Genomic DNA, 12,833 nt, shown 5'->3' with positions numbered 1-12,833 from the left:
AATAGCTATGTCTGAACGTTATTTGCTAGAAGCTTTAAAAAAGCATGTCGCCCATCGCCCAAATGACGTGGCGGTAACAGACCAAAATGAATCGTTAAGTTATTCAGAGTTTTATGATCGAATTGAATCATTGGCAAAAAGCATCACCGGTCTTTCTAGTTATGGTGCTGCGGTTGCTGTCTGTATGCCTCGGGGAATAAATTTCGTTATTGCGGCTTATGCAACATGGATGGCCAATCGCGTCTATGTACCGATGGATGCTAATTGGCCATTATCGCGTAAAGAAACAGTTCAAGTATTGTCGGATGCAGAGTTATTGATTGAATCAGAGGGTGTTCGTGTCCTAAATCCAAAGCAAAAAGGAAAAACAGATTCAAGCCATGCTTATATCATTTTTACTTCTGGCACAACAGGGGAGCCCAAAGGTGTACTTGTTGGTCACAGAGCTTATGAGAACTTAGTTCAAGAACACCATAATAAGATCTATTCGCCTAATGGTTTGGTAAGCGGCAATGTTGCGATGAATGCATCGTTCTGTTTCGATAGCTCCTTAGAGCGGTTAGCTTTAGTCGCTTTGGGTTACTCCCTGCATGTGGTGAGTGATGAAATAAGAAAATCCCCGCAGCTTTTATTAGAGTATTTACGAGACCATAACATTTGCAATATTGATTTGGTTCCATCGCACTTGAAGCTTCTGCTAGAAGTGGGATTAAGTTCGGTGTCGAGTTTAAAGCTCATCATCGTTGGAGGAGAAGCAATCGATGGCGACCTATGGAAAAACTTGGCTTCCATAGATGCCACAGTTTTTAATGTGTACGGACCTACTGAAAACACCATCAATACCACCATTAAAAAGATATCGGGAAATGAGGCAACGATAGGAAAGCCTTTAGGTGGTGTGGAGTGCGTCGTGGTGAATGATGCCGGAGACATTTGCGATAAAGAAGAACCAGGTGAACTTTACGTTCAGGGATGCCACCTTGCTGAAGGCTATTACAACAATCACGAGAGAACGCTAGAAGCGTTCGTCATGTTCCAAGGAAAACGTAGCTATCGTACCGGTGATCTTGTAAAGCGTAGTTCCAATGGAGATCTCCTCTTTTTGGGCCGACTTGATGACCAAATCAAAATCAGTGGCTACCGCATCGAGCTTGAAGAAGTGAGGAAAGCTATAGCCGCTCTCGAAGGAGTGTCTGAAGTTGCAGTCTCCGTTGTAAAAAACAGTGCCAATAATTCCGCACTACTTGCTTCAGTCGTTTCAAGTCAAGGTGGTCAAATAAACGTGAGCACCTTGAAAAACAAACTCGCTCAATTCCTACCAGAATATATGGTGCCAGTTTTATGGCAAGAGGTGACTAAAATTCCTCTCACTGACAACCTAAAGCTGGACCACAAATCATTAGTTGAGTCCTGGGGGTCTCGAGCGAGCGAGGAGTCGAAGAGCCCATCGGCACAAAACTCTGACGCAATTTCTGAACGCGTGAAATCGGTTTGGGAGCAAGTTCTCGGGCAACCAAATCTGGCTTGTGACACCCATTTCTTTAATATTGGTGATTCTATCGCCGCGATGAATCTGATGGTCGCATTAGAAACCCATTTGGGGATTAGCTTATCGCTACCTGACCTTTTTCTACATCCAACGATCGACGCTTTGAGCGCTCATATCAAGTGTAAGCAAATGGAGGTCTTGTGATTCAGAAGTTGGACGTTTTTTGCTTTCCGCATGCAGGAGGCGGAGCTCACCAATATCTCACTTGGCAAAAGGAGTTCCCAGAACACATAAACTGGTCAGCTATCGATAGAGCCGGCCGTTATTCAAGAATTAATGAGGCTGCTAATCCAAGCTTTAGTTTGATCGTCGATGACCTCATTGAGCAGGTCTTAGCAAAGTCTGTAAACACCGATTTTGCTCTATTTGGACACAGCATGGGCGGTGCGTTGGCGTATGAAGTTACCCATGAGCTTGAGAGACGTGGTGTTTTTCCAAAGTGCTTGTTTGTATCGAGCACTTTATGTCCTCCCGAGCGTGAAAAGGATGCGTATCGCTATTTCGACCTAGAAGATGACCTATTTCTAGAGCACTTGATGTCACTAAGTGACGAAGCAACTACTCAAAATGTCGAGGTATTAAAAGCCTTCCTTCCCGATATTCGTGACGAATATCGACAATATCATGAATATGCGCCAAAGATGGGGGCCATGCTCAAAACTCCTATCTTAGCGTTGTGTGGAGAGAACGAATACATCAATAAAACGATGGATAACTGGCAAGAACTAACACAGTGTTTCCTCGGTGTGTCTCGGTTTTCTGGTGGCCATTTTTATTGGAAGAATCATTTTTCCAAAGTAGCAGAAATTATTACTCAGCAAATTTTATTATAGGGATAGTATGTCTGAAGTTCATAACAAAAAAGTCATCGTTATTGTTGACGCATATACAGGTGGTAAATACCTAGTTCCTGCCTTTCAAGCGATTGGCTACAAAGTTATCCACATTGAATCGCCCTTTACGCCTTCATATTTCAATCAAGACCAAGAGTTTACTAGACGCACATGCGATAGAACAATCATATACAATTTTAGCTATGGTGAGTTGCTGGAGACTCTAAATGAATATTCTATTAAAGCAATCATCGCTGGCAGTGAAGGTGCTGTAGAACTGGCAGATACGCTTAATAATGAGTTTGAATTGCCGTTTTCCAATGATATTGAACTTTCAATGGCGAGACGTGACAAATACGCGATGCAGGAGGCAATCAAGAAAGCTGGGGTTGCGTCTATCGATCAAGCGATGGTGACAAGTACCTCAGAGCTTTCTGATTGGCTAGCAGGAAGAGATGACTGGCCGGTTGTGTTGAAGCCCTTAAAAAGTGCGGCAACGGATGGAGTGTCAATTTGTCATTCGGAAAGCCAAGCACTGGATGCATTCCACAACATTATGGGGAAAAACGATGTTTTTGGGGCTCCAAACACGTCAGTGCTTTGCCAGGAATTTTTGGAGGGTGCGGAGTACGTCGTTAATGGGATAGCGCGCGACAACGGTTTTTTCTTTACTGATCTGTTTGAATCTAGAAAACGATTTGTTGATGGAAACCCAATCTACGATGAGCAGATCTTGCGCTATGTGAATGACGAATGCTATCACGAATTATCAGACTATACACAGGTGGCGTGTCAGGCTCTTGGATTGCGTAACGGAGCCTTTCATGCCGAAGTGATGTTAACGAAGCGTGGTCCCGTTCTCATCGAAGTAGGCGCTAGGATTGCTGGCGGTGCAGATCCATATATCATTGAAGAGACCTTGGGTCACTCGCAAGTCAGTAAATTAGTGGATGCCATCGTAAGACCAGAGGTATTTGATGGTTCAATCCACCAATTGCAGAGTAGGAATACGATTTCTCACAAGAAGGCCGCCTACGTTTATATGCTTAGCCCCAAAAGTGGTTGTGTACTTGAGGACCCGCTTCCGGCTTTAAAAAATATTAAAGGAGTGGTATCTGCGAAATATCACTACGATATTGGTGATATACAAAACAAGACAATCGATTTGCTTACAGCGCCAGGTGCAATTACTGTCATAGAGAAAGATAGCCAAACGTTATTCGAAACCATCGCCAAGGTCCGAGAAACCGAGCAAACGTTCTATGATAAAGGTCTGGGAGAGGTTTCAAAGACTCCTGAAACTGGTCGCGATTTAGCTTCGTTGGTTCGGGATACCATACAGACTTTCCCATGGTATGGAGAAATAAACCAGGTTGATATCAACCGCCCTTTTACCATCAGTGACTTGCCGCTAATTGACGAAGCAGTTCTAACGGAGCATTACTATCATGCTGACCATCAGTTTGAATCGATGGATATATATCTGACATCAGGAACAACATCGGGAAAACGTAAACGCATTTCGTATGTCCCTTCCGATCAGGATATCTATCTTCAGCAAAGAAAGGACATAATTCAGAATTTCTGCGGGAACAGTTACAAAACAGCGTGTGCGGATTTAGGTACGGGGCATGCAGCCGCTACAGCTGGAGAAATCTTTCGTTTGATGGGATGTGAAACAGAGCTGATCGATTTTACTCGCCCTATCGCGGAACATATTAAGGTTTTGAATCGCATTAACCCTGAGATTTTCTTCACTATGCCGATGATCCTCGATGCGCTTATTGCGACGGGTGAACTCAAAGCAACACCAAAGAAAATTATCGTCGTAGGAGACGTTGCCAGCTTAGATTGGCAGAAGAAAGTTGCGTTATTCTTCGGTATTCGCGTGAATGACATTCTTGATTTGTTTGGGAGCATTGAGATTGGTTCAATCGCGTTCTTCAATCACGAAATTGGCAAGTATCAGTTCGATGATTACATTTTGCCAGAGGTCATTGATGCCAATACTCTGTACTCAGAGGTAAGCTACAACGGGCCTGGCGAAGTGCTACTTCTTACCTCATTTGCACGCTCTAGCTTTCCGGCAGTTCGATTTGTCACGAATGATTTAATTGAAGGATTCGACCATATTGAGCACAAGGGAAAGACCATCTATGTATTTGATCGCTGTCTTGGTCGCTATTCTGGGGAGTTTAAGCATGGCGAGAAAGTGAACCTCTCAGATATTACCGCAGCAATCGCCAAGCATGCGCCTTACAAAGCATACGACCTCGATGATACGAAAGGCGCACTTGTGATTCGCATTGCTGATCCGGACCTTAATCAGTCTCAAATAGATTCAATTAAAAAAGAGCTCATGGAACGTAATCCAGATATCGCAGAGATGATTTTGTCTGGTTTAGTTGGCGACATTGAAGTAGTTTGCGTCTCCGAGAGCGAGATCAGATGTGCAGTCAGTAAACGCAGATACAAGTCCTAGTGGAGGAATGAGTTATGTGTGGAATTGCAGGTATACAGCACTTTAACCAATCGTTAGAAGATAAAGGCTCATTAAACGCGATGCTCGAGGCTCTTTATCATAGAGGTCCAGATGAAGAGGGGGGGTATCGTAGTGGCTCGACTCATATAGGTATGCGTCGTCTAAAGGTTGTCGCGCTTGAGAATGGGGCACAACCTTGCGTCAGCGATAACGGCAGATTTGTCATTGTGTTCAATGGAGAGATCTATAACTACGTAAGTTTGAGAGATTCGCTGAAAAAGCGAGGCCTTAAATTTAAAACAGACTCTGATGCGGAAGTTATCGTTAACTTGTATCAGGAATATGGAGAAGATTTTTATAACAAGCTTGAAGGCATGTATGCAGCTTCGATTTACGATACTCATGAGGACTCGATACTATTGGTTCGAGACCGAGCCGGCAAAAAGCCGCTTTACTACAGTTTCGAAGATAGTACGTTAAGCTTTTCTTCTGAGATGAAGTCTCTCCTACAGAGCAGATTCTTAGAACCGAAACTGAACTTTTCTGCGATCGATTATTTCTTGAAGTTTCGCGTGATGCCCAATGATCAGAGCGTCTTCGATAACGTTCACAAGGTTCCTCCTGGTTCTTGTATAAAATTTAGTAAAGACGGTATGACGCCATTTCAGCATTGGTCTGTTCGTTATTCTCCAAGTATTGTTGAGCGTACTGAACAAGAATGGATCGACGAGGTTGATACTCTCTTAAATAAATCAATTCAAAGCCGATTACTGGCCGAAGTTCCAGTGGGTACAATGCTCAGTGGTGGGTTAGATTCAAGCCTTGTTACCGCGATTGCTCAGAAGCAGGGTAAAATTCATAACCTGAAGACATTCTCAATCGGCTTTAAGGATGCGGAATTCTCAGAGCTTGAGTATGCGCGAAAGCTGGCAAAGGATCTGGGTACTGACCATTATGATTATACGATCGAGCCGGAAGAAGCCATCCAAGCTGCGCATGATCTGGTCAAGCATTTCGGAGAGCCATTTGCTTTCCCTTCTTCAATTGCGAGCTATTTCATGTTCAAATTAGCAAAAGAACATGTGACAGTAGTGCTTGGTGGTGATGCTGCGGATGAGCTATTTGGTGGGTATGCCAGATATCAGCTTGTTCAATGCTTCCCTAATATTCCAGCGGATATGGGACTGCCAAGAAAAGTTGACCTTAGCAGCGGCGATTGGAGTCAGGATAGCTTCTCAGACTTTTATCAATCAATGTTAACGGACGGGTTAGATTATGACAGTCGAGATCAGCTCTATTGTACAGCGTTTAAAGAGCAACTTGCTCAAGAGCGCTGCATCGAAAAGCATCAACAATACACTAAACAACTATGTTCTAAGTCGAGACATAATCTAGATATGGCGATGGAGTACGATTTCAACCATTGGATGAATGAAGCTCAGTTGGTCAAAGTGGATATTGCATCGATGGCCAATTCTCTGGAGGTTAGAACGCCGTTCTTAGATCGATCTTTAGTGACACTGGCGAGTTCAATACCAACGGATTTCAAAATTCGTGACGGAAAGGAAAAGCATCTTCTCTACCGAGTAGCAGAAAAATATCTGCCTGATTACATTTTGGAAAGAAAGAAGCAAGAGCTCGCGGTTCCATTGGAAAAGTGGCTTCTAAGCCACCTCAAAGAACAGGTGGTGGAGACGTTGCTGAGTGAGAAAGCAATCAATCGAGGCCTGTTTGACCACGATGAATTAGTTAAGTTTGTCACCGAATTTAAGCCAGAGAATAGTTACGCACTGTGGACCCTATATATGCTGGAAGTTTGGTTTCTTGAAATGTTTGATAAGGAATGATAGATAAGATGGGTGAAAGGTATTTTGTCGGTGTACTACTGGTCTTGCTTTATGTTGCCATCGCATCAACCCAAAGTGTTGTACTGAATATATGGCTCGTTTCGACCAATGTATTTGTAATGGTAGCGATCAGCTTTACGATCGCAACGGCTGTGTTTTCTGTCATTACTTTGTTCAAGCAGCCGCAGTCATTTCGGCTCCTTCTGACGGATTGGAGAATGGTGATTGCCTTTAACGTCGTGACGTTATGCAATTGGTTATTTTATTTTTTGTCGGTTAAATACCTTGAGCCTTCTGTGGCTGTGACCATCACTCAGGGCTTCGGCCCAGTGGTGATGACTGCCTGGCTACTTTTTCGTAGAGAAAAGGTATCGACAATTACTCAAACTTGCCATCTGATCACACTGTTTGCCGTCATCACAATGTGCATTTACGTCTTTGTGAGTCGCTCTGCATACTCACTGTATGATCACTCGCAAATGTTTTTGGGGTTGGTGTTTGCTTTTTTATGTTGTATCAGCATTACCGCCACAGTCGTCATATCGAAAAAGTTTGCCACGGCTCAGATCCCCGCAACAACAATGTTGTCGGTCAGATTTCCATTACTCATAGTTGTGGCGAGCAGTTTTATCCCCTTTCAGCAAGCGCTAACTTTCCAACAAGAAGATATGTTTGCCATTCTGGTAGTGTCACTTGTTGGTGTGTGTACTTCGATATATGTACTCCAAAAAGGCATAGAGAAAACCTCTTCATTAGCGGTATCGACATCACTGGCGATTTCACCGCTTGTCGTTTTGGGTATACAAAGTGCGCTTACAGACTACCCATTTTCAAGCATATTGGTTGGTTTGGTTTCTCTGATCGTCGCCGTTTCGATAGTATCAGTGTTGTATGAAGGCAATGTGATTAAAAAATAGGGATTTGTTACAAAAACGGAAGATATTTCTGAGGTGCCTATTCGTGCACCTCCTTTCGTTCGTAAATTCCAAAAATATTAAAGATCTCTCCGGCCCCATCAATTTCAGATCATCATGACATAACCAAAATTCAAACTGGCCTCTATCCCCTTCAAAACCTTGAACCCTTAACCAAGCCCGTTTTCGCACTTTGAAAACACCGGTGGCTTCGATAATTTTTTTAATTGGGGCGTGGTCAGGTTTAATGCAATTATTGAGGTATATCATTTATCGATTGACGCAAATGGACTTCGCTCTTAAATCTTGAAATGGCGTTACTATAAGAAGAGTTAATGATGAAAAATAAGCGATCAGCTTGACTGATATGAAAAAGCCAGCGAAACCGCTGGCTTTCTGTTTTTTTTAATTTAGACAATAAACTTATTCAAAATCGCGTCTTGTTCACGAACATTTTCAGTTTGAACTTTCATGGCCATATTTGCCTCTTCTGCTGAATCGGCAACCTGAGTCGACAGGTCTTTAATCTTAACCGTGTTGCTATTTATTTCTTCTGCAACCAAGCTTTGTTCCTCTGCGGCAGAAGCGATTTGCATGTTCATGTCACTAATACGTTGAATAGCGTCTCTGATACGCTGTAGTGCACCATCAGCCGCTTGTGCTTTTTCAACCGCATCAATAGCCGTACTCTTACTCTCGTTCATGGCTACTGATACTGAACTAGCCCCAGCCTGCAGTTGCTCAATCATGCTGCGGATCTCTGTTGTAGACTCTTGGGTTCGTTGTGCAAGTGTTCTCACTTCGTCAGCGACCACCGCAAATCCACGACCAGATTCACCAGCTCGTGCTGCTTCTATCGCAGCATTGAGTGCCAAGAGGTTAGTCTGATCCGCAATATCATTAATAACCTTCAAGATGGTTTCAATGTTTGCAGTCGCAGACTCAAGCCCATGAACCTCTTCAACGGCTTGATCAATTCGAGTCGATAACGTATCAATAGAGCTTGCTGTGTTGCTGACGACCTTAGAACCATCTTGAGTCGCATCATCAGCATCTTTCGCGGCTCCCGCTGCGCCCTGTGCGTTATTCGCCACTTCAGTTGCAGTCACCGCCATCTCATTCATTGCGGTCGCCAATTGCTCTAATTCCTCAAGCTGACTGCGCATTGCTTCTGCTGAGTGCTGCGCCCCAACAACAGTCATTTCCGTGCCACGCAAGATCTCAGAGCCTATCGCTTTAGACTGTTGAATTTGTTTTTGTAGAGTCTCAGTAAAAGTATTGAAACCACTGGCCAATTGAGCAAACTCTTCATCGGTGTCTGTGTCCAACCTTTTAGTAAGGTCGCCTTGACCACCAGCGACATCTTGTATTGCTCTATTTAGCGCCTCTAATGGTCTCATAAGGAAGCGTATTAAAAAGGTTAAGACCACGATACTAATCAGAACACCAATAGAACCAAATACCAGCGAGCTATTTCCAAGCTGGTCTATCGCAGAGAAGGCGATATCTTGGTCGACCACAGCACCGATGTACCAGTTTTCTGAAGGTACGTGCTCAAAATAAACCAGCAGGTTCTTTTCGTCTTGTTCAAAAGTTTGTTCACCCGATTTCACCACGGCTTGTGGTAGGTACTTGGTTATATTTTCACCGTTATTTGCAGCCTCTGGATGCGCAATTGTTGTTCCATCGGCTGTCACAATAAATAAATAGCCTGCATCGTGCAGATTAACATTATTAACTAGGTCGGCTAGCCCGCCAAGCTCCATATCATAAAACATCGCCGCCATGAAACGACCATTTTCTTTGACAGGCGTACCGATAGATATAATCACTTTTTTTGAGGATATATCGATATACGGATCGGTAACAACAAGCTGCCCTTGCGCTTTGGCATCCTTATACCACGGTCTTACTCGCGGATCATATTCTGGTGGCGCGTCCCAACCATCATCATTTTCAACAACGGCTCCATCGCTTTCATACCCGAAACCTACCGCTAAAAAGCTCTGTTTCAGGTTGTTTTTTTCAAGCACGTTTTTCACGTAATCTTTGTCTTGAGGATATATTTCGAGTACTTCAGTCGTAGACTGAGCCAATGACTTCTTACTCTCCATGTCCGACTCGACCGTATTTTTTATCCCTTTCACCATCTCAGTTAGACTGGTGTCAACTAGGGTTTCGATTTCGTACTTAACTGTACTCATCTGCTGTATCGAAAGCAAAGTTACCGTCACGAGTAATAATGCAGAAGAGGCCGCAACGACTTTTTGGCTAAATTTCATAATGTCCCTCAGTTGGTCGATGTACAAACAAACGTTTGCACTAGTCCCTTTGTATCGTCAGAAACGACGCTTCCTTAAGGAATTTCTTACAAAACTATACATAAGTAAATTCTATACTGGGCAAAAATGCCAACTTGAGCACAAATAAAAAGCGCTGGCGAATTGCCAGCGCTCCAAATTCGGCTAAAAATTATTCACTTACTATTGCATCTTCATCTTCATGACTTGGCAAAGCACTCCACACTGCTTTTACAAGAGTGGCAAGGGGTATGGCAAAAAATACGCCCCAAAAGCCCCAAAGTCCGCCAAAAACTAGCACTGCAACTATGATTGCGACTGGGTGAAGGTTTACCGCTTCGGAGAAAAGTACAGGAACCAATACGTTGCCATCAAGAGCTTGAATAATGGCGTAAGCAGCGAGTAGCCAATAAAAATCAGAGCTAAGCCCCCATTGAAATAATCCAACAATTGCAACGGGTACGGTTACAGCAGCGGCACCAATATATGGAATCAAAACAGAGAGACCCACCGCAACAGCAAGAAGCACAGAATAGCGTAAATCGAGTACAGCAAAAGTGACATAGCTGACAGTCCCGACTATTAGAATTTCCATGACTTTACCTCGAATGTAATTCGAGATTTGCTCATTCATTTCATCCCATACCTTTGTTGCCAAACGTCGATTTCTGGGCAAGAATCCACTCGCCATTTGTACCAGCTGTTGCTTGTCTTTTAGCAAGAAGAAAACGAGTAGAGGAACTAAAATCAGATAGACACCCAGCGTGGCAAGACTAACGAGTGATGCCAGTGATCCTTTTACTACTGTCTCCCCCACACCAATAACTTGATTCTTTGCATTGCTGACCAAAGACTCTATGATCTGAAAGTGCTCAAGTTCTGGATAGCGACGAGGAAGCTCCGCAATAACACTTTGAAGCCCTACGTACATATTTGGAACATCATTAATTAAATTACCAACTTGCTCCCAGATCGTTGGCACTAAGCCAAAAATGGCTACCAGCATAATGCTAGTAAACCCGAGAATAACAAGGATAACAGCCAATGTACGTGGCAGAGATAGGCGGCTTAGCTGAACAACCGGCCACTCTAGAAGATAGGCAAGGACTAGAGCAACCAGCAACGGGGCTATAAGGTTGCCAAAAAAATAAATGACAATAAAGCCAAATAAGAGAATCGCGACGAGACTGACGGCGTGAGGATCGGAGAAGCGCCTCTTGTACCAACGACTTACCATTTCAAACATCGATTACTTCTCCATTGTGACTGTTATACAATACCAATTCTCCAAGTTGTCTAATTTCATTATATATGACTGTTTTTCAAGATAACTTATAATATCATTCATTGAAGACGAATCTGTAACTAAAATGTCGAGTCTTTCTCCACTAGTCAGTTTGACAACATTCCTCTTCGCTAACAACAGCGCCAGAGGACAGCGTTCTTTACGCAGATCCAAAGTAGTCATTAAACTATCCCGCTCTGTACAGATTTTATTGCTCAAATATTGTATAGTGTTTTTTTGTCAACGTCAGTGTAAATCATAAAATGTCACCAATTAAACTCACCATAGCGGGTAACAAGAGAGATTTGTCTGGCAAACTTTTGAGAACATTTCGCCTCGCAGATTGTCTATAGCTTAAGGCATCTCAAGGTTAATTAGATAAAGTAACGTCTAAACTTTTATCGTGATAAAAAGGTTGAGAACAAAAAATAAAAGGCATTCTTCTGACTATGTTAAAACGTACTTTTACACTTATCGGTCTTTACTTATCAACAACAATAGCCCTAATTCCTTGCTCAATTGCAAAGGAGTTTGACCTACCTGAAATTGGGACAACAGCGAGTACGACCCTAACAATCGACCAAGAAATAGAGTACGGTGATGCCTATATGCGGATGCTGCGCGGCAGTAGTCCGATTATCAACGATCCTATATTGAATGAATACCTAAATAACTTAGGTCACCGCCTTGTTGCTAATGCATCAGATGTGAAAACGCCCTTCCAGTTCTTTTTGATACAGGATCGAAACATCAATGCATTCGCATTTTTTGGAGGTCATGTTGCTCTGTATTCTGGCTTATTTTTGCATGCACAGAGCGAAAGTGAACTTGCTTCAGTTTTAGCCCATGAAATAGCGCACGTTACTCAACGTCATTTAGCAAGAAGTATGGAGGAACAAGCTAAACGCTCTCCACTTACCATGGCAGCCCTTGCTGGTTCAGTGCTCCTAGCAATAGCCGCTCCTCAGGCCGGAATAGCAGCAGTCACTGCAACTGCTGCAGGCTCTATTCAAGGAAAAATCAACTACACCAGAAGCAATGAAAAAGAAGCCGATAGAATTGGCATTAGCACGCTATCTAAAGCAGGATTTGACGTTAGTGCAATGCCGAGATTTTTTGGAAGATTGGCCGAGCAATATCGCTATGCGAGTACACCACCACCTATGCTACTAACCCACCCGCTACCTGAAGACCGTATTGCTGATACTCGAGCTAGAGCAGAAAGCTACCCAAAGAAAACCGCTTCCCCTTCTCTCTCATACCAATTGGCTCGCGCGCGAATCGTAGCTCGTTATGCAGGCCTAGAAAATAAGGCAGCGCTGAGCTGGTTAACTCGAAAAGAAAAAAAAGCTGATTTAGCATCAAAGGCAGCGTTTGAATACGGTAAGGCGTTAGTATATATGGATAATAAAGAACTAGACAAAGCACGCCCAATCCTAGAAAAACTCATTAGTAATGATCCACAAAACCTCTTTTACATCGACGCTATTTCCGACCTTTATATCGAGTCTAGAGAAGCATCGAAAGCTACCGTGTTACTTGAGAAAGCACTAATAATATCACCGAGCAACTCTGTTTTGATGATCAACCACGCCAATAGCTTAATGAAACAACATAGATATG

General features: G+C 43.2%; 9 protein-coding genes. 6 read left to right on the top strand and 3 right to left on the bottom strand.

Annotation, left to right across the window (positions count from 1 at the left end):
- The first annotated feature begins 7 nt into the window (after positions 1–7).
- From RH40_RS03290 to RH40_RS03265, 5 genes are read left to right on the top strand one after another with little or no spacing between them, the layout of a single operon-like run.
- Positions 8–1,693 carry a non-ribosomal peptide synthetase gene (locus RH40_RS03290; RefSeq protein ID WP_009599907.1) on the top strand — a complete coding sequence of 562 codons (1,686 nt, stop codon included), beginning with the start codon at positions 8–10 and terminating at the stop codon, positions 1,691–1,693.
- Positions 1,690–2,382 (top strand): thioesterase II family protein, encoded by a 693-nt coding sequence (locus RH40_RS03285; protein ID WP_009599906.1) that lies wholly within the window; start codon positions 1,690–1,692, stop codon positions 2,380–2,382. Before RH40_RS03290 ends, RH40_RS03285 begins: the two co-directional genes overlap by 4 nt.
- A gap of 7 nt (positions 2,383–2,389) precedes the next feature.
- Positions 2,390–4,864: an ATP-grasp domain-containing protein gene (locus tag RH40_RS20970; RefSeq protein ID WP_009599905.1), complete on the top strand. Its 2,475-nt coding sequence runs from the start codon at positions 2,390–2,392 to the stop codon at positions 4,862–4,864.
- 14 nt (positions 4,865–4,878) lie between these two features.
- Entirely contained in the window at positions 4,879–6,711 is a 1,833-nt protein-coding gene (gene asnB, locus RH40_RS03270; RefSeq protein ID WP_009599904.1) for an asparagine synthase (glutamine-hydrolyzing), read from the top strand.
- Positions 6,708–7,628, top strand: coding sequence for an EamA family transporter (locus tag RH40_RS03265; RefSeq protein WP_139056839.1), 921 nt, complete (start codon positions 6,708–6,710; stop codon positions 7,626–7,628). The genes asnB and RH40_RS03265 overlap by 4 nt, the downstream gene beginning before the upstream one ends.
- 407 nt (positions 7,629–8,035) lie before the next feature.
- On the opposite strand, the gene RH40_RS03255 is transcribed toward RH40_RS03265, so the two are convergent.
- The 3 genes from RH40_RS03255 to RH40_RS03245 form a co-directional block, all read right to left on the bottom strand.
- On the bottom strand, positions 8,036–9,907 hold the full coding sequence (locus RH40_RS03255; RefSeq protein WP_009599902.1) for a methyl-accepting chemotaxis protein: 1,872 nt from the start codon (positions 9,905–9,907) through the stop codon (positions 8,036–8,038).
- 190 nt (positions 9,908–10,097) lie between these two features.
- Positions 10,098–11,171, bottom strand: coding sequence for an AI-2E family transporter (locus RH40_RS03250; RefSeq protein WP_009599901.1), 1,074 nt, complete (start codon positions 11,169–11,171; stop codon positions 10,098–10,100).
- Between the two features lie 3 nt (positions 11,172–11,174).
- The gene (locus RH40_RS03245; protein WP_009599899.1) at positions 11,175–11,393 is read right to left on the bottom strand and encodes a sulfurtransferase TusA family protein; all 219 of its coding nucleotides are present in this window, start codon (positions 11,391–11,393) and stop codon (positions 11,175–11,177) included.
- A 266-nt stretch (positions 11,394–11,659) separates the two neighbouring features.
- On the opposite strand from RH40_RS03245, the gene bepA reads away from it, so the two are divergent.
- Positions 11,660–12,833: beta-barrel assembly-enhancing protease (gene bepA / locus RH40_RS03240; RefSeq protein ID WP_009599897.1), on the top strand; the 1,174-nt coding region annotated here is incomplete at its 3' end.

Origin of the sequence: Vibrio caribbeanicus ATCC BAA-2122, from assembly GCF_000165125.1 — a bacterium.
GTDB lineage: Bacteria > Pseudomonadota > Gammaproteobacteria > Enterobacterales > Vibrionaceae > Vibrio > Vibrio caribbeanicus.
The sequence above is the reverse complement of the archived record's forward strand: the minus strand, read 5'-3'. Positions and strand labels throughout refer to the sequence as shown.